This window comes from Bradyrhizobium sp. BR 1432 (assembly GCF_051547705.1).
In the GTDB taxonomy this organism is placed as follows: Bacteria; Pseudomonadota; Alphaproteobacteria; order Rhizobiales; family Xanthobacteraceae; genus Bradyrhizobium; species Bradyrhizobium zhanjiangense.
This window is the reverse complement of the sequence record NZ_JBPUGF010000003.1, coordinates 7,112,440-7,137,875: the sequence shown is the minus strand read 5'-3', so window position 1 is coordinate 7,137,875 and position 25,436 is coordinate 7,112,440. Positions and strand designations below refer to the sequence as shown.

The following is a 25,436-nucleotide window of genomic DNA, read 5'->3' as shown; positions in this document are numbered from 1 at the left end:
CGGACGTCCTCGCGTCAGTGCGCCAGCCGCTCCACCGCAATCGCCGTGGCTTCGCCGCCGCCGATGCAGAGCGCCGCGACGCCGCGCTTGAGGTTCTGCGTCTCTAGCGCGTGCAGCAGCGTCACGATCAGCCGCGCGCCGGTCGCGCCGATGGGATGGCCGAGCGCGCAGGCGCCGCCGTTGATGTTGAGCTTGTCGCGGGGAATGCCGAGATCGCGCTGCGCCGCCATCGCCACCACGGCGAAAGCCTCATTGATCTCGAACAGATCGACATCGCTGGCGCTCCAGCCGACCTTGTCGAGCAGCTTGCGGATCGCCGGGATCGGCGCCGTGGTGAACCATTGCGGCTCCTGGCTGTGGGTGGCGTGGCCCTTGATCTCGGCCAGAACCGGCAAGCCGCTCCGATCGGCGAGCGAGCGCTTGGTCAGCACCAGCGCGGCAGCGCCGTCGGCATTGGCGGAGGAGGCAGCCGGCGTGATGGTGCCGTTGGCGCGGAACGCCGGCTTCAAGCCGGGGATTTTTGCGGGATCGACCTTCAGCGGATGCTCGTCATTGGTGATGACGCGGGGACCCGCTTTCTCGGTGAGCGTAATCGGTGCGATCTCGGCCTTGAACGCGCCACCCTCGACGGCCTTGCGCGCGCGGCTGAGTGTCTCCATCGCGTAGGCGTCCTGGTCCTTGCGGGTGAACTGGTAGGCTTCCGCGGTGGCCTCGCCGAAATCACCCATGGAGCGGCCGGTCTCGTAGGCGTCCTCCAGCCCGTCCATCATCATGTGGTCGATGATGCGGTCATGGCCGGCGCGGTAGCCGCCGCGCGCCTTGGCCAAAAGATACGGCGCGTTGCTCATGCTCTCCATGCCGCCGGAAACGACGATGTCGGCAGAGCCGGCGCGGATGATGTCGTGCGCCAGCATGGTCGCTTTCATGCCGGAGCCGCAGACCTTGTTCACGGTGGTGGCGCCAGTGGCATCGGGCAGTCCGGCCGCGCGTGCGGCCTGGCGTGCCGGTGCCTGGCCCTGACCGGCCGGCAGCACGCAGCCCATGAAGACCTCGTCGACCTTCTCGGGCGCAAGTTTTGCGCGCTCCAGCGCCGCGCCGATCACATGCGATCCGAGCTTGTGCGCGGGGAAGGGCGACAATTCGCCCATGAAGCGGCCGAGCGGGGTGCGAACGGCGGAGACGATGACGACGGGATCGGCCATGACAAACTCCCTGTGCTGACAAGTAAGATTATGATCATCATATGATGCAATGCAAAAAATGCAACCCGCGCCGGGGATGAGAAAATGTCGTGGTTCGGATGAGATTTGGTCGTTCGATTGGGTGAGGCAGGGATGTGGTTGTGACGGAGTTGCGGTTGTAGGCGGTGACCGCCCCACACTCTGCTGTCATTGCCCGCGAAAGCCGGCAATCCAGTATTCCAGAGACCCGTGTTGGCGAACTCGCTCTTGCAACTGGCGCCGCGGCGTACTGGATGCCCGGTCAAGCCGGGGCATGACGCCTTTAGCTTGGCGAGAGCTTCTTCAGCACAGTGGCGGCAGACCTACCGCTTCCTGTTCACGAACGCCTGCATTAGCCGCGTCGGCTCGTCCGTCAGGAACGACTCGCCGAACACCTTCACGCTCAAATTCACCAACTCCGTCAGCGGCAACTCCTCCCATTGCCGCAGCAGCGCCTTCTGCGACCTCAGCGCCTCGGGGCCGCATTCGAGCAACGCGTTCACCAGGTGCTCGATCTCCGCATCCAGCCCGCCTTCCGGCGCGACCTTGTCGATCAGGCCCCAGGCCAGCGCGGTGGCTGCGTCGATGTTCTCCGCCGTCATCACCAGCCAGCGCGCGCGGGCCCAGCCAATCAGGCGCGGCAGGAGCGCGGCATGGATCACCGAGGGGATGCCGACGCGCACCTCCGGCATGCCGAAATGCGCATCATGCGCGGCGATGCGGAAGTCGCAGGCGGCGGCGACCTCGAGCCCGCCGCCGAGGCACCAGCCGGGCATGCGCGCGATCACCGGAGCCGGGAAGGCGCGCACGGCCTCACAGAGATCGCGCAGGCGGCCGATGAAGGCTTCGGCCGACTTCTGGTCGAGCTTCGCCATCTCCTTGATGTCGGCGCCGCCGATCATGCTCTTCTCGCTCTGGCCGCGCAGCACCACGACGCGGATGTTGCGGTCGGTGGCAAGCCGCTGCAAGCCTTCGCGCACGGCATCGGTCACGGGCGAGCCGAGAATGTTGAGTGGGCCGGCGTTGCAGATCGCGACGTGAACAACGCCGCGCGCGTCACGCGTCACGCCGCAGTGGTGATTGAGCATTTCCATTATGCATCCCGAACGGTTCGTGGCAGGCGCAAGGCGCCGGGTCGAAGTCACTTCCGGGCCGAAACGCCCGGCTTGTCAAGCGGGCGGACCGGAGTTGCCAGCGGGAAGTCCGTAGCATAGCATGATATATGTCATATAACGAGGCCGTCATGACCCAAGCCGATCAACTAGACCTGTTTTCGCCCGACCAGCGGCGCGAGCGCGTGGTGGATTGGCAGGCGCCTGCACCGGTTGCGAAAGTGGTGATGGGCCTGTCGGGCATGGACGCCATGATGGGCATTCGCGACGGCCGCTTGCCGCCGCCGCCCTTCGCAAAACTGATCGGCTTCACGATGGCCGTGGTCGAGCCGGGCCGGATCGTCATGGAACTGGAGCCGCGTGAAGATCTCGAAAATACCATCGGCCTCCTGCACGGCGCGACCGCCGCGGGGTTGCTGGATACGGCCATGGGGTGCGCGATCTCGACCCGACTGGAGGCCGGGCAGGGCTCCGTGACCCTCGATTTGAAGCTGACCTTCCTGCGTCCACTCTCGGTCCGTTCGGGGCTGATCTCGGCCGAAGGCAAGGTGATCAAGCTGGGGCGCCAGACCAGCTATACCGAAGGCTTCGTTCGCGACGGGAAGGGCGCGCTGGCGGTGCATGCAACTGCAACCTTTTCTATGATCGGCAACAATCTAACTGCGAATTAATGCGCCGTTCGCGGCATTTGCGTGTTATGAGATGATCTCCGACATTCAATGAGATGCGCATGCGCTATTCCCGGGAACACAAGCAGGAAACCCACGACCGCATCGTGAAGAAGGCCTCCGTGCGGCTGCGCGAAAAGGGCGCCCACGGCATCGGCGTCGCCGACCTCATGAAGGAGGCGGGCCTGACCCATGGCGGCTTCTACGCGCATTTCGATTCCCGCGAGGCGCTGGTGATCGAGGCCTTCGCCTACGCCATGGATCGCTCGATGGACCATTGGCGCAAGCTCACCGGCGAGGCCGCTCCTGAAAAGCGGTTGGCGCTGATCGCCGAGAGCTATCTCTCCGCGCTGCATCGCGACAATCCAGGTCATGGCTGCTCGATCCCCTCGCTCGGCGCCGAGATCGCCCGCGAGAGCCCAAAGACGCGCAAGGCCTTTGCCGGCAAGCTCGACGAGATGATCGAGATGATGACCGACTATATCCCGAACATGCCGCGCAAGGCCGCACGAAAACAGGCGATTGCGACACTCGCCACGATGGCCGGCGCCATGCTGCTGGCGCGCATCGCGGGCTCAAGCGAGCTGTCGGACGAGGTGCTGAAGGCGGGCCGGGAAAGCGCGCTCGACGGCGCGAAGCGCGAGCCGAAGGTGTCGGCGGTGAAGAAGACAAAGAACTAAGTGCCGTAGGGTGGGCAAGGCGCATTTGCGCCGTGCCCACCATCACTCCACGCTCGCGGCTGATACGGTGGGCACGCCACGAGCCGCGCATTTGCGCGTCTCGTCACTTTGCCCACCCTACGAAATCATCAACTCACCGTCCCGCAAACAACGCCCGCTCGCGCTCCACGATCTCGCTGATGTAATCCGCCACGGCCCTGATCCGCGCGAGGTCCTTGCTGTCGGCGTGCATCAGCATCCAGAACGTGCGCGTAATCGAGATCTCCTCCGGCAGCACCGGAACGAGCTGCGGATAGTCGGTCGCCATGAAGTGCGGCAGCACCGCGATGCCGAACCCCGAGAGCGTGGCATTGAGCTGCGCGATCAGATTGGCACTGCGGAAACGTGCGGAAATCTTCGGCGACACCTGAGGCAGATAGTCGAGCTCCGGCGTGAACAGCAATTCCTCGATGTAACCGACGAAGCGGTGCTGCGGCAGGTCCTGCCGCGAGGCGATCTCTGGGAAGCGGTCGAGATAGGCAGGCGCGGCATAGAGCCCGAGGCGGTAGTCGAGCAGCTTGCGGCCGACGATGCGGCCTTCCTTGGGCATGGTCAGGCTGATGGCGATGTCGGCCTCGCGCTTGGAGAGGCTGAACAGCCGCGCGGTGGCCACAAGTTGCAGGTCGAGATCGGGATAGCGGTCGGCAAAGGGGGCGAGGCGCGGTGCCAGGAAGGCGGTGCCGAAACCGTCGGGTGCGCCGATCCGCACCGTGCCGGTCAGCCGTGCCACGGAGCCACCGACTTGCTCCTGGTTGGCGACGATGGTGGATTCCATGGCTTCCGCGCTGTCGGCAACGCGCTGGCCGGCCTCGGTGAGGAGGTAGCCGGTCTTGCGCCGGTCAAACAGCTTGGCCGAGAGGTGCTTCTCCAGCCGATCGACACGGCGGATCACCGTGGCATGGTCGACCCCGAGCTGTTTTGCCGCAGCCGAGACCGAGCCGCCCCGCACGATGGCCAGCACGAAGCGAAAGTCGTCCCAGTCGATAGCGCCTTGATCCAGCATTTTCGCACATCTATGGTGCATTATCTCAGACTTGAATCCTATAAAATGCAGGTCGATAGGATTTGTCAAAGCGATCAGCTGAGCCTGAAGGAGATCATTCCATGCGTTCAATCGGACATTTCATCGGTGGCAAGGAGGTCAAGGGCACCTCAGGCCGCACCGCCGACGTTTTCGAGCCGATGACCGGTGACGTCCAGGCCAAGGTGGCGCTGGCATCGAAAGCGGAGGTCCGTGCAGCCGTCGAGAACGCCCGCGCCGCACAGCCGGAGTGGGCCGCGACGAATCCGCAGCGACGCGCCCGCGTCATGATGAAGTTTCTGGAGCTGGTGCAACGCGACTACGACAAGCTCGCCGAGCTGCTCGCGCGCGAGCATGGCAAGACCGTTCCTGACGCCAAGGGCGACATCCAGCGCGGCCTGGAGGTCGCCGAGTTCGCCTGCGGTATTCCGCACCTGATGAAGGGCGAATACACCGAGGGCGCCGGCCCCGGCATCGACATCTATTCCATGCGCCAGCCGCTCGGTGTCGTCGCCGGCATCACGCCGTTCAATTTCCCGGCGATGATTCCGATGTGGAAGTTTGCCCGCGATTGCCTGCGGCAATGCCTTCATCCTCAAACCGTCGGAGCGCGATCCCGGCGTGCCGATGAAGCTCGCCGAGCTGATGATGGAGGCGGGCCTGCCGGCCGGCATCCTCAACGTCGTCAACGGCGACAAGGAAGCGGTCGACGCCATCCTCGACGATCCCGATATCAAGGCGATCGGCTTCGTCGGCTCCACGCCGATTGCGCAGTACATCTACGAGCGCGCAGCGCAGACCGGCAAGCGCTGCCAGTGCTTCGGCGGCGCCAAGAACCACGCCATCGTGATGCCCGACGCCGACATGGATCAGACGGTCGATGCGCTGATCGGCGCCGGCTACGGCTCCGCCGGCGAGCGCTGCATGGCTATTTCCGTCGCCGTTCCCGTCGGCAAGACCGCCGCCGACCGTCTGATGGAAAAGCTGATCCCGCGCGTCGAGAGCCTCAAGATCGGCACCTCGATCGACCCGTCGGCCGACTACGGTCCGCTGGTCACGCGCGAGGCGGTCGAGAAGGTCAAGAGCTACATCGACATCGGCATCAAAGAAGGCGCGACGCTCGCCGTCGACGGCCGCGGCTTCAAGATGCAGGGCTACGAGAACGGCTTCTATCTCGGCGGTTCGCTGTTCGACAACGTCACCAAGGACATGCGGATCTACAAGGAAGAGATCTTTGGCCCGGTGCTCTCCGTCGTGCGTGCGCACGACTACAAGGAAGCGCTGGCGTTGCCGTCAGATCATGATTACGGCAACGGCGTGGCCATCTTCACCCGCGACGGCGACGCCGCACGCGACTTCGCGGCCAAGGTGAACGTCGGCATGGTCGGCATTAACGTGCCGATCCCGGTGCCGATCGCCTATTACACCTTCGGCGGCTGGAAGAAGTCGGGTTTCGGCGATCTCAACCAGCACGGTCCGGATTCGGTTCGCTTCTACACCAAGACCAAGACGGTGACCTCGCGCTGGCCGTCCGGCGTCAAGGAAGGTGCGGAGTTCTCGATCCCGCTGATGAAGTGATTTTCTGAACGTCATTGCGAGGAGCCCGCGACAATATTGCGAAGCAATTTTGCGCGGGTGCGACGAAGCAATCCGGACTGTCTCCGCGGAGGGATGCTGGATTGCTTCGCTGCGCTCGCAATGACGGTGGAGTGAAAGGTTAGGCGGCAGCATGCAGTTCGCTCTGAACGAGGATCAGGTCGCAATTCGCGACATGGCTTTGGCGTTTGCAGCGGAAAAGATCGCGCCGCACGCGTTACGCTGGGACGAGGAGAAGCATTTTCCGGTCGACGTGATGCGCGAGGCCGCCACGCTTGGCATGGGCGGCATCTACATCCGCGACGATGTCGGCGGCTCCGCCATGACGCGGTTCGACGCGGCGCTGATCTTCGAGGCGCTGGCGACGGGCTGCCCGACCACCTCGGCCTTCATCTCCATCCACAACATGGCGTCCTGGATGATCGATGCCTTCGGCAGCGATACCCAGCGCCACACATGGCTGCCAAAGCTCTGTACCATGGAGCTGATCGCGAGCTACTGCCTGACGGAGCCGGGCGCCGGCTCGGACGCGGCAGCGCTGCGCACCCGCGCGGTGCGCGATGGCGACCATTATGTGCTCAACGGCCAGAAGCAGTTCATCTCGGGCGCCGGCGGCACCGACCTCCTGGTCGCGATGGTCAGGACCGGTGGCGATGGTCCCGGCGGCATTTCGACCCTCGTCGTCGACGGCAAGACGCCGGGCGTCTCGTTCGGTGCCAATGAGCGCAAGATGGGCTGGAACGCGCAGCCGACCCGCGCCGTGATGTTCGAGAACGCCCGCGTGCCGGTCGCCAACCGCCTCAGCGAGGAGGGCGCCGGCTTCAAGATCGCGATGGCCGGCCTCGATGGCGGCCGCCTCAATATCACCGCGTGCTCGCTCGGTGGTGCGCAAATAGCGCTCGACAAGGCGCGCGCCTACATGAAGGAGCGCAAGGCGTTTGGAAAGCGCCTCGACGAATTCCAGGCGCTGCAATTCCGTCTTGCCGACATGGCGATCGAGCTCGAGGCCGCGCGCACGTTTTTGTGGCGCGCCGCCGCGGCGCTCGACCGCAAGGACCCCGACGCCACCATGCTGTGTGCCATGGCCAAGCGGTTTGGCACTGACGTCGGCTTCGAGGTCGCCAACCATGCGCTGCAGCTTCACGGCGGCTACGGCTACCTCAGCGAATACGGCATCGAGAAGATCGTGCGCGATTTGCGCGTGCACCAGATCCTCGAAGGCACCAATGAAATCATGCGGCTCATCGTGGCGCGCAAACTGATCGAGGGCGCGCGATGAGCGGCGTGGAAGAGGGCGACCTGATCGCCCGTGTCGAGGGCGCAGCCGGCGTGATCCGCCTCAACCGTCCGAAGGCGCTCAACGCCGTGACGCTGGAGATGTTTCGCGACATCGACAAGGCGCTCGACCGCTTCGAGGCCGATCCGGGCATCGCCGTGATCCTGCTGGAAGGTGCCGGCGAGCGTGGCTTGTGCGCCGGCGGCGACATTCGCACGCTCTGGGAAAGCTCCAAAGTCAATGGCGACCTCGGCAAGATCCTGTGGCGCGAGGAGTACATCCTCAACGCCCGGATCAAGAAATTCCCGAAGCCGTATGTGGCGTTCATGGACGGCATCGTGATGGGTGGTGGCGTCGGTTTGTCAGCCCATGCCAGCCACCGCGTCGTCACCGATCGCACCAAGCTGGCGATGCCCGAGGTTGGGCTCGGCTTCTTCCCGGATGTCGGCGGCACCTATTTGTTGTCGCATTCGCCGGGCGAGATCGGCACCTATTTCGGGCTAACCGGCCAGACCATGAACGGGCCGGATGCGATCCATGCGAAGTTCGCCGACTGGGTCGTGCCGGCCGTGAGGCTGCCGGAGCTGCGCGAAGCCCTGACGAAGCTGCACTCGGGCCCGACCGCCGCCGACGTTAGCAAGCTCATCAACGGTTTTGCGACCGGTGAAACCGCAGGCCCGGTCGCCGCAAAAGAGCCGACTATCGACGCATTGTTTGGCTTCGACCGCATGGAAGACATCTTCACAGCGCTCAAGCGCGACGGCTCCGAATTCGCTCTGACGACGCTGAAGACGCTCAACGAAAAATCGCCGCGCGGCATGGTGGTGACGCTGAACCTGCTGCGGCTCGCGCGCAAATCATCGAGCCTTGAAGAGTGCCTGGTGCGCGAATATCGCGCCGCGCTGGAGGTCTTCCGCAGCGACGATTTCCGCGAGGGCGTGCGCGCGGCCGTGATCGACAAGGATCGCAATCCGTCGTGGTCGCCGCCGCGCATCGAGGACGTGACGCCGCAGATGCTGGCGCCATATTTCGCCGAAATCGGCGCCGACGAGCTGAAGTTCAACTAGTATGTGGATGCAGCCAAGGACTCGGATCACCTCTCCCGTAGGGAGAGGTCGGATCACATCAAGAGATGCGATCCGGGTGAGGGGCTACAGTGTCACTGGGTGCGGCGGCCCCTCACCCGGATTGCTCTGGACGATGCTGCGCATCGCCAGGCGCAATCCGACCTCTCCCCGTTGGGGAGAGGTGACCCCAATGCCGCCAATTGTGCCTAATTTCTTCGATCTATAATCAGCGAGACATCTCAAGCGGAGGAAACGACAATGGCCACGATCGCATTCATCGGTCTCGGCAATATGGGCGGCCCGATGGCCGCCAACCTGGTCAAGGCCAGCCACAAGGTCGTCGCCTTCGACCTCGTCGAGGCCTCGCGCGCGCAAGCCAAGGCCGACGGCGCCAGCATTGCCGACAGCGCTGCGGGTGCTGTGAAGGGCGCGGACGTCGTCGTCACCATGCTGCCGGCCGGCAAGCACGTGCTCTCCGTCTGGAACGAGGTCGTTCCTGCCATGGCCAAGGGGGCGCTGATCATCGACAGCTCCACCATCGACGTCGAGAGCGCGCGGCAGGCGCATACGTTGGCCGCCAAGTACGGCGTGCTCTCGGTCGATGCGCCGGTCTCCGGCGGCACGGGTGGCGCCAAGGGCGCGACGCTCACCTTCATGTGCGGCGGCGAGGAGAGTGCCTTCGCGGCGGCGAAGCCCGTGCTGGAGAAGATGGGCAAGAAGATCGTGCATTGCGGCGGCGCCGGCGCGGGGCAGGCCGCAAAGATCTGCAACAACATGATCCTCGGCATCTCCATGATCGCGGTGAGCGAGGCGTTTGCATTGGCTGAGAAGCTCGGGCTCTCGCATCAGGCGCTGTTCGACGTCGCCTCGACCTCGTCGGGCCAGTGCTGGTCGCTGACGACCTATTGCCCGGTGCCGGGCCCGGTGCCGACCTCGCCGGCCAACAACGATTACAAGCCGGGCTTTGCCTCGGCGCTGATGGTGAAGGACCTGACGCTGGCGCAGGACGCCGCGAAAGCCGCGGGTGCGGCGACGCCGCTCGGCAAGCATGCGCAGGAGATCTATCAGTCTTTCGACGCAGCCGGGCAGGGCGGGGTGGATTTTTCCGGAATTATCAAGCACGTTCGCAGCCTCGCTGGAAAATAGCGAGGCTTTGCTCGTAGCCCGGATGGAGCGAAGCGCAATCCGGGACAGCTCTTTCAATTGGCGCGACCGTCCCCCGATTGTGCTTCGCTCCATCCGGGCTACAGTCGAAGGTCAATTCGACGGGCCCGGATCATGACGACATTTCAGGAAGCGCGCGCGTTTTTGCTAAAGCACCGCACGGATTACGAGACAGCGGTCAAGGGCTTCCGCTGGCCCGATCCGGTTCCCTTCAACTGGGCGCTCGACTGGTTCGATGCCGACCTCGCGACGAATGCGGAGAGCAGGGACAGGCCTGCGCTCTGGATCGTCGATGCCGCGCAGGACCGGCAGACCAAGCTCTCTTTCGCGACTCTCTCGAAGCGCTCGAACCAGGTCGCAAACTTCCTCCGCGCGCAGGGCTTGAAGCGCGGCGATCATCTCCTGCTGCTGCTCGGCAATGTGGTTCCGCTGTGGGAGACGATGCTGGCGGCGATGAAGCTCGGCGTCGTCGTGATTCCCGCGACCACGCTGCTCACCGCAGAAGAACTGCGCGATCGGCTCGATCGCGGCAAGGCGAAGGCGGTGGTGGCCGCCGAGGACCAGGTCGCGAAATTCGCCAGCCTCGGTACCGAGAGTATCGTCCGCATCGTGGTCGGCACGACGTCCGATGGCTGGCTGGCCTATGACGAGGCGGCGACCGCTTCGGAGAGCTTTGCGCCTGACGGTCCGACCAAGGCCGACGACCCGATGCTGCTCTATTTCACCTCGGGCACGACCGCAAAACCAAAACTGGTGCGGCACAGTCAGCGCAGCTATCCGGTCGGCCATCTCTCCACCATGTACTGGATCGGGCTGAAGCCCGGCGACGTCCATCTCAACATCTCGTCGCCCGGCTGGGCCAAGCATGCCTGGAGCTGTTTTTTCGCGCCGTGGAATGCGGGTGCGACCGTGTTCGTGGTCAACCAGCCGCGTTTCGACGCCAAGGGCCTGCTCGCCACCATCGGCCGCAGTGGCGTCACCACGCTATGCGCGCCGCCGACGGTGTGGCGGCTGTTCATCCAGGAGAATCTCGCATCGTTCAAGGTGTCGCTTCGCGAGGTCTGCGGCGCCGGCGAGCCGCTCAATCCTGAAGTGATCGACCAGGTACAGGCCGCCTGGGGGCTGACCATCCGCGACGGCTACGGCCAGACTGAAACGACTGCACTCGCCGGCAATTCGCCGGGCCAGCCTATCAAGATCGGCTCGATGGGCCGGCCGCTGCCGGGCTATCGCGTGCAGATCAGCGATGCCGACGGCAACCCGGCGAAGGAGGGCGAGGTGACGCTGGTGCTGGGCGTGAACCGTCCCGCCGGATTGATGCAGGGCTATCAGAGTGATGACGGCAAGCTCTCCGGTGCGGAAGGCGAGCTCTATCGCAGCGGCGACGTCGTGTTCGCGGATGAGGATGGCTATCTCACCTTCGTCGGCCGCTCCGACGACGTGTTCAAATCGTCCGACTACCGAATCAGCCCGTTCGAGCTGGAGAGCGTGCTGCTCGAGCATGAGCTCGTCGCCGAGGCCGCCGTGGTGCCGAGCCCGGATCCGATCCGGCTCGCGGTCCCCAAGGCCTTCGTACTGCTGGCGTCGGGCGCAGAGCGCTCGCCCGAGACCGCGCTGTCGATCTTCAAGCACCTGCACACGCGTCTCGCACCATTCAAGCGCATCCGCCGCCTCGAAATCGTCACCGAGCTGCCGAAGACGATCTCTGGAAAAATCCGCCGCGTGCAGCTACGCAGGCTGGAGCGCGACGACGACCGCACCGATCCGCTGCGCGGCCGGGAATTCCGCGAGGAGGATTTTCCGGAGCTGGCGAAAACACGGAGTGAGACCTAAGTGAACGAAGTCTGGAAGAAGCCGCCGATTACGCTCGACGCCTATCAGTCCATGGTCGGCAAGGAGATCGGCGTGTCGTCGTGGCACCTGATCGATCAGCCCCGCATCGACACCTATGCCGACGTGATCGAGGATCACCAGTTCATCCATGTCGACCCTGAAAGGGCGAGGAAGGAAACCGCGTTCGGCACCACCATCGCGCACGGTTTTCTCACGATGTCGCTGATGTCGATCATGTCCTATGAGGTGATGCCGGTGATCGCGGGCACCACGATGGGCGTGAACTACGGCTTCGACAAGCTGCGCTTCATTTCGCCGGTGCGCTCCGGCAGGCGCGTCCGCGGCCGTTTCGTGCTGGCGGAAGCCAAGCTGCGCAAGCCGAACGAATTGCAGTCCCGCACCAACGTCACGGTGGAGATCGAAGGCGAGGACAAGCCCGCGCTGGTTGCGGACTGGCTCGGGTTGATCTACTTCGAGTAAGCCCAAGCCGTCATGGCCGGGCTTGACCCGGCCATCCATCGCTGCTCAAAAAGGAAACCCAGAGCGGGGTTTCACCCTCTCCCCTTGTGGGAGAGGGTGCCTCGCGGAACGCGAGGCGGGTGAGGGGTCTCTCTCCGCGAGCGCATCTGTAGAGAGACCCCTCATCCGGCGCTTCGCGCCACCTTCTCCCACAAGGGGAGAAGGGAAGAAGAATAGAGACCCTTACTCATGGCAATCAGGTTCGACGGACGCGTCGCCATCGTCACCGGCGCGGGCAATGGTCTGGGTCGCGCGCATGCGTTGGGATTGGCCAGCCGCGGCGCCAAGGTCGTGGTCAACGATTTCGGCGGCGCGCGTGACGGCACCGGCGGCTCGCTGTCGCCGGCCGAGGCCGTGGTCGAGGAGATCCGCAAAGCCGGCGGCACCGCGATGGCCGACGGCGCCGACGTCTCCAACTTCGAGCAGGTCACCGCCATGGTCGAGCGCGCCACCAAGGAGTGGGGCAGCGTCGATCTCTTGTGCGCCAATGCCGGCATCCTGCGCGACAAGTCGTTTGGCAAGATGGAAGCGGCCGATTTCCAGAAGGTGCTCGACGTGCATCTCGTCGGCACCTTCTATTGCTGCAAGGCGGCCTGGGCCGGCATGCGCGACCGCAATTACGGCCGCATCGTGCTGACGACGTCATCCTCCGGCCTCTACGGCAATTTCGGCCAGGCCAATTACGGCGCGGCGAAATCAGGCATGGTCGGCCTGATGAACGTGCTGGCCGAGGAAGGCCGCAAGAACGACATTCGCGTCAACATCATCTCGCCGACGGCGGCGACCCGCATGACCGAAGAGCTGCTGCCGCCGCAGGCGCTGCAACTGATGAAGCCGAACGCGATCACGCCCGCGGTCGAGTACATGCTGAGCGAGGATGCGCCGACCCGCACCATCATGGGCGCCGGCGCCGGCTCCTTCGCGGTGATCAAGATCTTGGAGAGCGAAGGCATCGACCTGCCGGAGCCCGAATGGACGCCGGACGCGGTCGCCGCGCATTTTGCCGAGATCAGCGACATGTCGAAGGCCAAGGCGCTGACGGGGGCGTTCGAGCAGACGCAGAAGTACGTGGCGCAGGCCGCGGCGCGGGCGGGGGTAAAGCTCTGACAGCCGTCGCCGTCATCGGCGCCGGTCCCGCCGGGCTGATGGCGGCGGAGGTGCTGGCGCAGGGCGGCGCCCGGGTCACCGTCTATGACGCGATGCCGTCCGCCGGCCGCAAGTTTCTGATGGCCGGCCGCGGCGGGCTCAATCTCACCCACAGCGAGCCGCTGCCGCAGTTCATGGCGCACTATCGCGCCGCGGCGCCGAAGCTGAAGGGTGCCATCGACGCCTTTCCGCCCGACGCGCTGCGCACCTGGAGCGAGGCGCTGGGCGAGCCGACTTTCGTCGGCAGCAGCGGGCGGGTGTTCCCGAAGGCGTTCAAGGCCTCGCCCTTGCTGCGCGCTTGGCTTCGGCGCCTTGATGCTGCCGGGGTGCGGTTCGCCTTTCGTCATCGCTGGACCGGTTGGGATGGCGAGGGGCGGCTCCGGTTTCAAACGCGCCATGGAACGGCTGTCATCGCTGCCAAAGCGACAGTGCTGGCGCTCGGCGGCGCAAGCTGGCCGCGGCTTGGCTCCGATGGCGGCTGGACGACAATTCTGGCGGACAAAGGCATCGCGATATCGCCGCTACGGCCTGCCAATTGCGGCTTCATCGTCGCCTGGTCCGATGTCTTTCGGTCCCGCTTCGAAGGGCAGCCGCTCAAAGGGATTGCGCTAAACTTCGGTCCGCACAGCCTGCGCGGCGAGGCAATCATCACGCGGGCCGGCATCGAAGGCGGGGCGATCTATGCGCTGTCGGCCGAATTGCGTGAGGCGATCGCGGCGAATGGCGAGGCGGTGCTGCACGTCGCCTTGCGCCCGGATGTCGGTGAGGCCGAACTCGTCGAGCGCCTGTCCGCCTCGCGCGGCAAACAGTCGTTCTCCAACTTCCTGCGCAAGGCTGCGCAGCTCTCGCCCATCGCCGTTGGGTTGTTGCAGGAGGCCGCAGCTGGCGCCGGCCAATCGCTGTCGGCAATGCCGCCCCAACGATTGGCCGAGCTCATCAACGCCGTGCCGATCAAGCTCACCGGCGTGGCGGCAATCGCGCGTGCGATCTCCAGTGCTGGCGGCATCTCTTTCGACGAACTCGACGCGGATTACATGATCCGCAAGCTGCCCGGCGTGTTCGCCGCCGGCGAGATGCTGGACTGGGAAGCGCCGACCGGCGGCTATCTGCTGCAGGCCTCGTTTGCGACCGGCGGGGCCGCGGGCAGGGGCGTGCTGAAATGGCTCGCTAGCTCACCATCGTCATTGCGAGCGTAGCGAAGCAATCCAGAATTCATCCGCGGAGGTAGTCTGGATTGCTTCGTCGCAAGAGCTCCTCGCAATGACGGCTGTGGGAGCAGCGCACCCTACCGCAGCTTCCCCGTGCCGCGACCGGCAGCGTGCCGATGATCTCCTCGCCGCGCACCATCACGACCTCGTCCATCATGTTGACGACGACGCAGACATGGTTCGGCACGATGCGGACGACGTCGCCGACATTGGGGCGCGTGTTGCTGCGGGAGAGGTCGAGGAAGCCGTGCTCCTCGGCAAAGCGCGCGATCTTCGCCTCGGGATGCTCCAGGATCAGGCCGTGGCCGTCGAGCCCGCCGGTGTCCGAGGTCAGCGTCTTCGAGCCGGCATCGAGGATGCCGCGCTCGGGCGCGGCGCGGCTCACCACCGTCGAATAGATGTGCAGAGCGCAATCGTCCCAGCTGGCGACGCCGGCGGCGACCTGCATGCGGTCGTTGTAGATATAGGTGCCGAAGCGGTGTTCGGTGCCGCCCTTGAGCTTGCCGAGGTTCTTCAGGTTCGGCGTGCCGCCGGTCGAGACGATTTTCGCTTCGAGCCCATGCGCGCGCACGCCGGCCAGCGCCTCGTCGTAAAACTTCTGTGCGTCAGCCCAGCCCGTTTCGGTCGGGTAGAGCATGAAGCCGGCGAATTGCAGCCCCTTGGATGCCGCGATCTCGCGCGCCAGCGCAACCGCTTCGGCGGGCGTCTCGACGCCGGCGCGCTTGCGGCCGGTGTCGCATTCGACCACGACCGAGAGTGGGCGGCCTGATGCGGCGGCGGCCTTGGGCAGCCCTGCAACGACGGTCGAATTATCAGCGGCGACCGTCATGTTCGCCTTCGCCTGGAGCGCGCCGAGCCGCGCCATCTTCTCGTCGCCGAGCAGATTGTAGCTGATCAGGATGTCGTCGATGCCGGCATTGGCCATGATCTCGGCCTCGCCGAGCTTCTGGCAGGTGATGCCTTTCGCCCCCGCCGCGACCTGCATTTTCGCGATGGTCGGATTTTTGTGCGTCTTGATGTGGGGACGGTTGGCGATTCCGGCGTCGTCGCACGCCTTCTGGATGCGCGCGATGTTGCGCTCGACCCTGTCCATGTCGATGACGGCGCAGGGGGTGCCGTATTCGCGGGCGATTTTAGCAGCGAGGGGAGTGGTCATAATTTAAGCCTGTTCAATCTCTTCGCGGAGCATTTCCAGTTCGAGCCAGCGCTCTTCGGCGGCAGACAGCTCTTCATGCGCCTTGGCGATAGCGGCTGAGGTGTCGTCAAACGTCTTGCGATCCCTGGCGTAGAGGTTGTGATCGTCGAGCACGTGCTGCAGTTTTGCAATGTCGGCCTGCAACGTCTCGATCTTCTTCGGCAGCGTTTCCAGCGCGTGCTTCTCGTTGAAGCTCAGGCGCCGTTTTGATGCAGGAGCGGGAGCAACAGCGCGCTCCTCTTTTTCTCCGCCGGTGTCTGCGCCTGCGCCTTCGCCGTGTCGCGCTTCAGGTCCGCGCCGCGTTGCGCCAGCATGTCGCTGTAACCGCCGGCATATTCGATCCATTTGCCGTTGCCCTCAGGCGCGATCACGGAGGTGACGACGCGATCGAGGAAGTCGCGGTCATGGCTGATCAGGATCACCGTGCCCTCGTAATCGCCGAGCATCTCCTCGAGCACGTCGAGCGTATCGAGGTCGAGATCGTTGGTCGGTTCGTCCAGCACCAAGAGATTCGAGGGTTTTGCCAGCGCGCGGGCCAGCATCAGTCGGCCGCGCTCACCGCCGGAGAGCACCTCCAGCGGCGTGCCGCGCTGCTCCTGCGCGAACAGGAAGTCCTTCATGTAGCCAACGACATGCTTCGGCTTGCCGCCGACCATGATTTGGTCGCCGCGGCCGCCGGTGAGCGCTTCGGCTAGCGTCGATTTGGGATCGAGGCTCTCGCGGTGCTGGTCGAGCGTGGCCATTTCCAGATTGGCCCAAGCCGCACGGTGCCGGTATCAGGCTGCGCGCCGCCGGTCAGCAGATTGACCAGCGTGGTCTTGCCGGCGCCGTTCGGCCCGATGACGCCGAGCCGGTCGCCGCGCTGGATGCGGGTTGAAAAATTCTCGACGATGTTGCGCTCGCCATAAGCCTTGGTGATGCCCTTGGCCTCGATCACCAGCTTGCCGGATTGCTCCGCTTCCGCCGCTGCGAGATTGGCGCTGCCGGCGGTGCCGCGATAATTGCGGCGCTGGTCGCGCAGGGCATGCAGATTGGCGAGGCGCTTGACGTTGCGCTTGCGCCGGCCGGAGACGCCGTGGCGCAGCCAATGCTCCTCGTCGACGATCTTGCGGTCGAGCTTGTGCTGGTCGCGCTCTTCCTCCGCCAGCACCTCGTCGCGCCAGCTCTCGAACGAGGCAAAGCCGCGGTCGATCTGCTTGATCTTGCCGCGATCGAGCCAGGCGGTGGAGCGCGACAGATTGGTGAGGAAGCGGCGGTCGTGGCTGATTAGCACCAGCGCACTGCGCCGGCTGTCGAGCTCCTGTTCCAGCCACTCGATGGTGGAGAGATCGAGATGGTTGGTCGGCTCGTCCAGCAGCAGGATGTCGGGCGAGGGCGCCAGCACGCGGGCGAGCGCCGCGCGGCGGGCCTCGCCGCCGGAGAGATTATGCGGATTCTCCTCGCCGGTGAGGCCAAGCTGCTCCAAGAGATAACGCGCCTGGTGCTGGTCGTCGCCGGGCGCAAGCCCCGCCTCGACATAGGCGAGCGTGGTCTTGAGTTCGCCGAAATCCGGCTCCTGCGGCAGATAACGGACCGTGGCGCCGGGCTGCACGAAGCGCGTGCCGCCATCGGGCTCGATGAGGCCCGCTGCGATCTTCAGCAGCGTCGATTTGCCCGAGCCGTTGCGGCCGATCAGACAGACGCGCTCGCTTGGTGCGACATTGAGTTCGACACCGCTCAGCAGCGGCGTACCGCCAAAGGTCAGCCTGATGTCTTTCAGTTGGATCAGCGGCGGCGCCATGGTCAGCTCTGGCTCGTTGCGGCCGCGTCAGTGCGGCGGCGCTGGATCCGGCGCAGGGTCTGGTCGAGGGCCGAGAGGAATGCGGAACGGTCGCGCGGCGCGAACGAGCGCGGGCCGCCGGTGACTTCGCCGGCCGAACGCAGATCCGTCATCAGGTTGCGCACCGCCAGCGTCATCCCGATCAACTCTTCCGTGAACGGTTTTCCGTTCGGCGCGATCACGTCGGCACCTGCTTTCACGCAGCGGCTGGCCAGCGGAATGTCTGATGTCACGACGACGTCGCCGGGCCGGGCGCGCTCCGCGATCCAGTCGTCGGCTGCATCCATGCCGGTGCCGGCCGCGATACGCTCGATCAGCGGGTCCTGCGGCACGCGGATGAAATTGCCGGCGACGACGCTCACGGGCACGCCATGGCGGAGCGCGACGCGGTAGATTTCGTCCTTCACCGGACAGGCGTCGGCGTCGACATAGATGCGGGTGGGGGTGTCAGTCATTGGCCGCGTGGTACCCCATTCGGGCCGCAAAGGCGAGGGGATTGACCGGTGTTCCCTGGGGCCTACGATCGCTCTGAAACAATGAGAACACAGGGAAGGCGACCCATGCCGAACCGGCTCGAAACCTATCGCGTCGAGGCCTACAACACCGCAAAACAGTCCGAGAACAAGATGCATGACGACACGGTGGCGCGCCGTTTCGGCTTCGAGGGCGGGCTGGTGCCGGGCGTCGATGTGTTCGCCTACATGATGCACGTGCCGTTGGCGCGCTGGGGTCGCGATTTCTTGTCGCGCGGGCTGGTCGAGGCGCGGTTCATCAAACCGGTCTATGACGGCGAGAGCGCCGATGTCGACGCCACCGAGCACAATGGCCTGCTCACGATCGAAGTATTCAGCCGCACTGAGCTGTGCGCGACCGGAACGGCCTCGCTGCCGGCGGCCCCGCCTGCGGTGTCGTTGAGCGACTATGTCGCGGTCCCCGCGGTTGCCGAGCGCAAGCCGGTCAGCCCGACGACGTTCGAGATCGGCAAGTGGTTCGGCACGACGCCGCGCCGCTGGGCGGGACAGGATGCGACCGATTATCTCGCGGATATCAGGGAGACCGATCCGATCTTCGCGCGCGAGGGCCTGGGCCATCCCGGCCTGATCCAGCGGGTGATGAACCGCGTGCTGGTTGACAACACCATCCTCGGCCCGTGGATCCACGTCGGCAGCCGCATGCAGCTCTTGTCAGCCGCACGCATCGGTGACGAGATCACCGCGCGGGCAAAAGTCACCGAGAACTACGAGAAGAAAGGCCACCGCTTCGTCGAGCTCGACGCGCTCGTCGTTGCCAACGGCACGACGCCACTCGCGCACTGCCAGCACACCGCGATCTACCAGCCACGTGAGCAGGCGGCGGCGTAATGGAGAAGGCAAGCCTGTCACCACAAAACGCGGTGTCATGCCCCGGCTTGACCGGGGCATCCAGTACGCCGCGACCCATCCGTGAGCAACTGCTGCCTCGGAGTACTGGATCGCCCGATCAAGTCGGGCGATGACAGTTGTGCGTGTGGCGGCGGCGAGTGATCGTCTGCGAAAGAGGCCCTTACGCCGCCTTGGCCTTCGCCTCCTGGATCGCGCGCCATACCCGCTCCGGGGTCAGCGGCATGTCGATGTGCTTGATGCCGTAGTCGGAGAGCGCATCGAGCACCGCATTCACTACCGTCGACAGGCTGCCGGCGCAGCCGGCTTCGCCGCAGCCCTTGCTGCCGAGCGGATTGGTCGTCGCCGGCATCGGGTGATCGCCGACCGTCATGTTTGGCACGTCCTCTGCGCGCGGCAGGGCATAGTCCATCAGCGAGCCCGTGATCGGCTGGCCGCTCTCGTCGTAGCGGACGTGCTCCATCAGCGCCTGGCCGATGCCCTGGACGACGCCGCCATGGAGCTGGCCCGCGACCAGCATCGGATTGATCACCGTGCCGAAATCGTTGACCGCGCTGTAGCGCACGATCTGCACCACGCCGGTCTCCGGATCGATCTCGACCTCGGCGACGTGGCAGCCGTTCGGGAACGCCGAGGGTACCGGCTCGCTGGTGTGGTCGACGTCGAGGCTGTCGGGCACGCCCTCCGGCGTCTTGCTGTCATGCAGCTTCCTGGCGAGCTCCATGATGTCGATGCTGCGGTCGGTGCCGGCGATGGTGAAGCTGCCGTCAGCGAACTCGATGTCGGCTTCGGATGCTTCCAGCATGTGCGCGGCTGCGCGCTTGCCCTTCTCGATCACAAGCTTGGCGGCGCCCACGATCGCCATGCCGCTCGCGGTGATTGAGCGCGAACCGCCGGTGCCGCTGCCGGTGTGGACGATGTCGCTGTCGCCCTGGACGAGCTTGACGCGCTCGAAGGGAACGCCGAGCTGATCGCACAGCACCTGCGCGAACGGGGTGGCATGGCCCTGGCCGTAGTCGAGCGTGCCGGTGATGAGCTGCACGCTGCCGTCAGCATCGAACACGATCTTGCCGAGCTCCGGGCTCGGCGGTGCGGTGACCTCGAGATAGGAGCCGACCGCGATGCCGCGCAGCTTGCCGGCCTTCTTGCTCTCCTTCTTGCGCTTGGAGAAATTCTCGTGGTCGGAGATCTCGAGCGCCTTGTTGAACACGGCCTGGAAGTCGCCGCTGTCATAGGTCACGCCGGAGGAGGCCGGGAACGGCATCTGGTTCGGCTTGATGAAGTTGCGCTTGCGCAAGGTCAGCCGGTTGATGCCCATCTCGTCGGCGGCGCGGTCGATCAGCCGCTCCATGTAATAGTTCGCCTCGGGCCGGCCGGCGCCGCGATAGGCGCCCATCAGCGTGGTGTTGGTCAGCACTGTCTTGATGTCGACCGCCATCAGCGGCGTGCGATAGACGCTGGAAAAGTTCTTGCCGGTGTTCAGCGAGAGCGGCCCCGGCGCAACGCCGGTGATGTAAGCGCCGAGATTGCCGTAGCCGGACAGCTTCGCCGCGAGGAAATGCCCCTCGGCATCGAGCGCGAGCTCGGCGTGGATTTTTTGCGCACGGCCGTGGCTGTCGGAGAGGAAGCTGGTGGAGCGCTCGTCCAGCCATTTCACCGGCCGACCCAGCGCCTTCGCCCCGTACAGGATGCACATGTATTCGGGATAGTTGATGTTCTTCATGCCGAAGGAGCCGCCGACATTGGCGGTGAGGATGCGCACCTTCTCGTTCGGCACTTTCAGGTTCTTGGCGAGGTTGGCGCGGTTGCCGGCGACGCCCTGCGTCGGCACCTGAAGCGTGTAGCGCTCGGTCGTCTTGTCGTAGGAGGCAAGGCCCACGCGCGGCTCCATCGAGACCACGGCGACGCGGGTGTTCTCGATGTCGATCTTGGTGACATGGGCGGCGCTGGCAAACGCCGCGTTCACCTTCTCCATGTCGCCATAGTGGTAGTCGAGCGCGACGTTATCAGGGATATGGTCATAGAGCTGCGGCGCGCCGGGCTTGGCCGCTTCCTCAGGGTCGGTCACTGCCGGCAGTGGCTCGACGTCGACCTCGACGGCTTCGGCCGCATCGCGCGCCTGCGCCAGCGTCTCTGCCACCACGAAAGCGACGGGATCACCGACGAAGCGGACCTTGTCGGTCGCCAGCGGCTGACGGTTGGTCTGGAGCAGGGGCGAGCCGTCGCGGCTCTTCAGCGGCAGGCCGCAGGTGAAGGGGCCGTAGCCGGCCGCATCGAGATCCGTGCCGGTCCACACCCCCAGCACGCCTGGCATCGCCTTGGCGGTGTCAATGCCGATGCCGCGGATGATGCCATGGGCGTGAGTGGAACGGACGATCACGGCATAGGCCTGGCCGGGTAGGTTGAAATCGTCGGTGTAGCGGCCCTTGCCGCGCACCAGTGTGTCGTCCTCCTTGCGGCGGACGGGCTGCCCGACGCCATATTTTTGCAGTGCAATAGCGTTTTCGAGCGTGGACGATTTGGTGTGTTCTTGCATGGGAAAGACCTGAAAAGCCGGTATTTGCGCATTTTCGCGGCAGCGGGGGACCGGACCCCCCTCAGATAACCCACGCCCCCGTTCACGACAACGCACGAATGGACATGGTCCCATGTGATGCGATGTTGCGCAGACCTGCCGCGCTGCTAATGTTTCAGGCGAAAAAGCAATTCCAGATCGGCCCAACGGGCCGCGGAAAGACAGTTTGTATGAATGACCACACGCGGCTCCGCGATGGCCACGGGCTGCACGGTGAGCTGGAGGGGGCGATGGCGGCGGTGGCATTGGCCACTGGACCGGTCGTCCCCGCACAGTCGGGAACCGGCGTCTATGCGGCGCTGGACCTCGGCACCAACAATTGCCGGCTCCTGATCGCCTGTCCGACCCACGACGGCTTTCGCGTGGTCGATTCCTTCTCGCGCATCATCCGGCTCGGCGAGGGCGTCTCGGCGACGGGCTGCATCAGCGATGCCGCGATCGAGCGCGCCGTCGCCGCGCTCAGCATCTGCCGTGACAAGATCAATCTGCGCAAGGCGCGGCGGCTGCGGCTGATCGCGACCGAAGCCTGTCGCGCGGCCTCGAATGCGGAAGGTTTCCGCAGCCGCGTCGCGGCCGAGACCGGCATCGAGCTCGAGGTGATCGACCGCGAGACCGAGGCGGCGCTCGCCGTACTCGGCTGTTCGCCGCTGGTCGATCCCAGGGGGCGCGGCGCGATCCTGTTCGACATCGGCGGCGGCTCGACCGAACTGGTGCGGATCGAGCGCGATCCCACAAATCCGGAGCCGCGGATCCGGGCCTGGATGTCGATCCCGTTCGGCGTGGTCACGCTTGCCGAGCAGTTCGGCGGCCGCGACGTCACGCCGGAAATCTATGCCGCGATGGAGCGCGAGGTCGCCAATCACGTCGCGCCGTTCGCGGCAGAGCACGGCCGCGATCTCACCGACATGCATCTGCTCGGCACCTCCGGCACGGTGACGACGCTTGCCGGCATCCATCTCAACCTCGCGCGCTATGATCGCCGCCGCATCGACAGCATCTGGATGAACGATGCCGACATCACCGCGACCACGAACAAGCTGCTCGGCATGAGCTACGAGGAGCGCGCCGGCAACAATTGCATCAGCGTCGAGCGCGCCGACCTCGTGCTGGCCGGCTGCGCCATCCTCGATGCGATCAGGCACGCCTTCCCGCTACCGCGCCTGCGCGTCGCCGATCGCGGCCTGCGCGAGGGCATGCTGGTCGAGATGATGCGCGAGGACGGCGCGCTCAGGAGCTGGTGAGATGGCGAAAGACACCACCGGCCGCTTGCACGTCCAGGTCAAGACCGGCGGCAAGCGCAAGCTCTCGTCCAAGCTGTGGCTGGAGCGGCAGCTCAACGATCCCTATGTCGCCAAGGCCAAGGCGGCGGGCTATCGCTCGCGCGCGGCGTTCAAGCTCCTGGAGATGGACGACAAGTTTCGTCTTCTGAAGCCCGGCATGGCCGTGGTCGATCTTGGCGCCGCGCCCGGCGGCTGGAGCCAGATCGCGGCCAAGCGCGTCGGCTCTACCGAAGGCAAGGGCAAGGTCGTCGCGATCGACCTGCTGGAGATGCCCGAAATTCCCGGCGTCGATTTCGCGCAGCTCGATTTCATGGACAATGACGCGCCCGAGAAGCTCACCGCGATGCTGGGTGGCGGCGCCGACGTCGTAATGTCCGACATGGCCGCCAACACCACCGGCCACCGCAAGACCGACCAACTCCGCATCGTTGGCCTTGTCGAGACCGCGGCCGCGTTCGCCTGCGACGTGCTCAAGCCCGGCGGCACGTTCCTCGCCAAGACGTTCCAGAGCGGCGCCGACGCCGACCTGCTCGCCCAGCTCAAGCGCGATTTTGCCACCGTGCGCCATGTCAAGCCCGCCGCGAGCCGGCAGGATTCCTCGGAACGCTACGTGCTGGCGACGGGGTTTCGGGGCGAGGCGAAGGCATAACCACAAGCTCTGTCATTCCGGGGCGCCTCGCAGAGGCGAGCCCGGAATCCATTTCTCCGCGTATTCCTGCGGCAAAGTGGATTCCGCGTTCGATGCTCCGCATCGCCCCGGGGCGCCGTGCAGGCCGTAAAGAGCCCCGCCAGAGGCGGGGCTTTGGGGGCATCTTACCGGTTGGGTTGATTCTGAGCCGGCTGACCCGACGTCGAAGGCGGCGGGGCATTATTTTGGTTGGTTTGCCCAGACGGCGTGTTGCTGGGCTGGTTGGTAGACTGACTGTTGCTTTGGGCCGGCGCCTGTCCGGTGGTCTGACCAGCAGGCGGTTGTGTGCCTGCCTGGCCCGACGGCGCCGGTTGGTTCTGCTGGGCCTGTCCGGTTGTGGATGGTTGGTTCTGCCCAGCCTGTCCGGTGGTCTGGTTCTGCTGTGCCGGCGCATTGGTCTGGTTCTGCTGCGCCGGCGCGTTGGTCTGATCGGTGCTTTGCCCGGTCGTGTTCTGCTGCGTCGACTGGCCAGTCGCCCCTGACCAGTGGTCGTCGATTGGCCCTGCGTGGCGCGGATCTGGTTGGAGACGCCTAGCGCAGCGACCGTCCGGGTATCGATCGAGCCGGTGGTCTGGAAACCTTCCCGTCTCTGGAAGGTGATCAGCGCTTCGCGCGTAGCGGGCCCGAGGATGCCGTCTGCTTGGCCAGACATCAGGCCGCGTTCAATCAGCACCCGTTGAACAATGCGGATATCGTCGGGGCTGAGATCCAGCGCGGCGATGTTGCCGCCGCCACCGCTCACGCTGCCGCGCCGGGCGAAGTGCGTCCTTGGGCCGGCGGGAATGGCGTCGACGATCCTGTGGCTTCGGTCGACGACGATGATCTCATCATCCACGACGAAGAAGCTGTCGTCCCGATAGGCCGGATAGATGTCGATCAGCACCGGGAATGTCGAGATGGCGACCACGGAGATGTTCCGCGGCACCACCACGCCAGTATTGATCCGGAAGTTGATGGAATTGAAGTTGACCCGCACGCGATCCACATTGCGTGAGCTCAACACCGATTGCTGCAGCGTTGTCTGCTGCTGTGCGCTCACTTGCACGCGGCCGGACAAGCTCTGGGTAGTCCCACCCTGGGCCTGCGCCTGGGTGTTGACCTGTCCTTGAGTGTTGGCGCCGGTCGTCGTGCCCTGCTGGGCACTCGGGGCTTGCGCGTTGTTGGTGTTCGCGCCAGTCGTTGGCGCGCTCTGGCCCTGGGCGTTGCCCTTGGCGCCAGTCGTCGTCGTGCTCTGACCCTGCACGTTCTTGCCTTGGGCATTGTCCTTGGTGTTCGCGCCAGTCGTCGTCGTGCTCTGACCCTGCGCCTTCTTGCCTTGGACATTGTCCTTGGTGTTAGCGCCTGTGGTCGCGCTCCTACCCTGTTCTGCGCCTTGCGACTGACGCGTAGCGTCGCGGTCGCTGCGGCTCTGACCGGTGGTTTGGTCCTTCATTCCGCTCTTGTCGCGCTCGGACCTGGACTGACGCGCTTGGTCGGGGCCGCCTCGGCTCTGACCAACGGTTTGGTCCTTGCCACGCTTCTCGCCTTCAGATTGGGACTGACGCGCGTTGTCGCGGGCGCCGCGGCCCTGATCGACGGCCTTACGTTCGCCCCTATCGGCCTTGCCACTAGCAGGCATTCCCTCGCTACGCTCAGAACGCGACGGCGCCGCAGCGGGGCCCTCGGCCCGACCACCTGCGCGGCCCTGGGTCATTCCTTCGCCGTGAGAGGCACCACCTGCACCATGCGACATTCCGCCGCCCGATCGGCCGGATTCCGCACCAGCGGCCGCGCCTCCGCTCATCCCGCCACCGGCGCCTTCACGCATGCCTTGAGCCGATGCCAGGCTGACGCCGGCGAGCAGCACAGCTGTGGTCAATAGGAACCTGTTCTTTCTCGTGTTCACCTGAACCTCCTCCATTTGCTTTGCAGCATCCGTTGATGGGGAACCTTCGAAGCTTGGGGCTCGAGA

Annotated in this window: 18 protein-coding genes and 3 pseudogenes; 13 read left to right on the top strand and 8 right to left on the bottom strand. The window is 65.2% G+C overall.

Features of this window, described 5'->3' with window-relative positions:
* Window positions 1–14 precede the first annotated feature (14 nt).
* Both ACSKB8_RS34760 and ACSKB8_RS34755 read right to left on the bottom strand, forming a co-directional pair.
* Window positions 15–1,202, bottom strand: a complete 1,188-nt coding sequence (locus ACSKB8_RS34760; protein WP_438109001.1) for an acetyl-CoA C-acyltransferase — start codon at window positions 1,200–1,202, stop codon at window positions 15–17.
* 341 nt (window positions 1,203–1,543) lie between these two features.
* Window positions 1,544–2,314 (bottom strand): enoyl-CoA hydratase, encoded by a 771-nt coding sequence (locus ACSKB8_RS34755; protein WP_438108999.1) that lies wholly within the window; start codon window positions 2,312–2,314, stop codon window positions 1,544–1,546.
* A gap of 149 nt (window positions 2,315–2,463) precedes the next feature.
* Here ACSKB8_RS34755 and ACSKB8_RS34750 point away from each other — a divergent pair, with 149 nt between their 5' ends.
* Window positions 2,464–3,003 carry a PaaI family thioesterase gene (locus ACSKB8_RS34750; RefSeq protein WP_438108997.1) on the top strand — a complete coding sequence of 180 codons (540 nt, stop codon included), beginning with the start codon at window positions 2,464–2,466 and terminating at the stop codon, window positions 3,001–3,003.
* Between the two features lie 59 nt (window positions 3,004–3,062).
* Complete coding sequence (locus ACSKB8_RS34745) at window positions 3,063–3,680, top strand: TetR/AcrR family transcriptional regulator (RefSeq protein ID WP_438108995.1); 618 nt, start codon at window positions 3,063–3,065, stop codon at window positions 3,678–3,680.
* Window positions 3,681–3,813: 133 nt separating this feature from the next.
* Here ACSKB8_RS34745 and ACSKB8_RS34740 read toward each other — a convergent pair whose 3' ends face one another.
* On the bottom strand, window positions 3,814–4,722 hold the full coding sequence (locus tag ACSKB8_RS34740) for a LysR family transcriptional regulator (RefSeq protein ID WP_091895838.1): 909 nt from the start codon (window positions 4,720–4,722) through the stop codon (window positions 3,814–3,816).
* A 101-nt stretch (window positions 4,723–4,823) separates the two neighbouring features.
* Between ACSKB8_RS34740 and ACSKB8_RS34735 the strand changes: the two are divergent.
* The 8 genes and pseudogenes from ACSKB8_RS34735 to ACSKB8_RS34700 all read left to right on the top strand — a co-directional run bounded on the left by ACSKB8_RS34735 (window position 4,824) and on the right by ACSKB8_RS34700 (window position 14,537).
* Window positions 4,824–6,318, top strand: a pseudogene (locus ACSKB8_RS34735) (CoA-acylating methylmalonate-semialdehyde dehydrogenase).
* Window positions 6,319–6,469: 151 nt separating this feature from the next.
* Entirely contained in the window at window positions 6,470–7,615 is a 1,146-nt protein-coding gene (locus tag ACSKB8_RS34730) for an isobutyryl-CoA dehydrogenase (protein ID WP_438108994.1), read from the top strand.
* Window positions 7,612–8,679, top strand: coding sequence for an enoyl-CoA hydratase/isomerase family protein (locus ACSKB8_RS34725; protein WP_438108992.1), 1,068 nt, complete (start codon window positions 7,612–7,614; stop codon window positions 8,677–8,679). Before ACSKB8_RS34730 ends, ACSKB8_RS34725 begins: the two co-directional genes overlap by 4 nt.
* Window positions 8,680–8,937: 258 nt before the next feature.
* Window positions 8,938–9,825, top strand: a complete 888-nt coding sequence (mmsB, locus tag ACSKB8_RS34720; RefSeq protein ID WP_438108990.1) for a 3-hydroxyisobutyrate dehydrogenase — start codon at window positions 8,938–8,940, stop codon at window positions 9,823–9,825.
* Window positions 9,826–9,957: 132 nt separating this feature from the next.
* Window positions 9,958–11,676 (top strand): AMP-binding protein, encoded by a 1,719-nt coding sequence (locus ACSKB8_RS34715; RefSeq protein ID WP_438108989.1) that lies wholly within the window; start codon window positions 9,958–9,960, stop codon window positions 11,674–11,676.
* Window positions 11,677–12,156, top strand: a complete 480-nt coding sequence (locus ACSKB8_RS34710) for a MaoC family dehydratase (RefSeq protein ID WP_438108987.1) — start codon at window positions 11,677–11,679, stop codon at window positions 12,154–12,156. It begins immediately after the preceding gene.
* A gap of 228 nt (window positions 12,157–12,384) precedes the next feature.
* Window positions 12,385–13,302, top strand: coding sequence for an SDR family NAD(P)-dependent oxidoreductase (locus tag ACSKB8_RS34705; protein ID WP_438108986.1), 918 nt, complete (start codon window positions 12,385–12,387; stop codon window positions 13,300–13,302).
* On the top strand, window positions 13,299–14,537 hold the full coding sequence (locus ACSKB8_RS34700) for an NAD(P)/FAD-dependent oxidoreductase (RefSeq protein ID WP_438110795.1): 1,239 nt from the start codon (window positions 13,299–13,301) through the stop codon (window positions 14,535–14,537). Before ACSKB8_RS34705 ends, ACSKB8_RS34700 begins: the two co-directional genes overlap by 4 nt.
* 100 nt (window positions 14,538–14,637) lie before the next feature.
* Here ACSKB8_RS34700 and ACSKB8_RS34695 read toward each other — a convergent pair.
* The 3 genes and pseudogenes from ACSKB8_RS34695 to ACSKB8_RS34685 form a co-directional block, all read right to left on the bottom strand.
* Window positions 14,638–15,705 (bottom strand): annotated as a pseudogene (locus ACSKB8_RS34695) (D-TA family PLP-dependent enzyme); the annotation flags it as partial.
* A 3-nt stretch (window positions 15,706–15,708) separates the two neighbouring features.
* Window positions 15,709–17,524 (bottom strand): annotated as a pseudogene (locus ACSKB8_RS34690) (ABC-F family ATP-binding cassette domain-containing protein).
* Between the two features lie 2 nt (window positions 17,525–17,526).
* Entirely contained in the window at window positions 17,527–18,018 is a 492-nt protein-coding gene (locus ACSKB8_RS34685) for a YaiI/YqxD family protein (RefSeq protein ID WP_438108984.1), read from the bottom strand.
* Window positions 18,019–18,123: 105 nt separating this feature from the next.
* On the opposite strand from ACSKB8_RS34685, the gene ACSKB8_RS34680 reads away from it, so the two are divergent.
* Window positions 18,124–18,924, top strand: coding sequence for a hypothetical protein (locus ACSKB8_RS34680; protein WP_438108982.1), 801 nt, complete (start codon window positions 18,124–18,126; stop codon window positions 18,922–18,924).
* A gap of 181 nt (window positions 18,925–19,105) precedes the next feature.
* On the opposite strand, the gene ACSKB8_RS34675 is transcribed toward ACSKB8_RS34680, so the two are convergent.
* Window positions 19,106–21,478, bottom strand: a complete 2,373-nt coding sequence (locus ACSKB8_RS34675) for a xanthine dehydrogenase family protein molybdopterin-binding subunit (protein ID WP_438108981.1) — start codon at window positions 21,476–21,478, stop codon at window positions 19,106–19,108.
* A 209-nt stretch (window positions 21,479–21,687) separates the two neighbouring features.
* Here ACSKB8_RS34675 and ACSKB8_RS34670 point away from each other — a divergent pair, with 209 nt between their 5' ends.
* Together ACSKB8_RS34670 and ACSKB8_RS34665 are read left to right on the top strand one after the other, a co-directional pair.
* Window positions 21,688–22,758, top strand: coding sequence for a Ppx/GppA phosphatase family protein (locus ACSKB8_RS34670; protein ID WP_438108979.1), 1,071 nt, complete (start codon window positions 21,688–21,690; stop codon window positions 22,756–22,758).
* A 1-nt stretch (window position 22,759) separates the two neighbouring features.
* On the top strand, window positions 22,760–23,446 hold the full coding sequence (locus ACSKB8_RS34665; protein ID WP_438108977.1) for an RlmE family RNA methyltransferase: 687 nt from the start codon (window positions 22,760–22,762) through the stop codon (window positions 23,444–23,446).
* On the opposite strand, the gene ACSKB8_RS34660 is transcribed toward ACSKB8_RS34665, so the two are convergent.
* Window positions 23,367–25,370 (bottom strand): peptidoglycan-binding protein, encoded by a 2,004-nt coding sequence (locus tag ACSKB8_RS34660; protein ID WP_438108975.1) that lies wholly within the window; start codon window positions 25,368–25,370, stop codon window positions 23,367–23,369. The two genes, ACSKB8_RS34665 and ACSKB8_RS34660, sit on opposite strands and share 80 nt — an antisense overlap.
* Window positions 25,371–25,436: the final 66 nt, after the last annotated feature.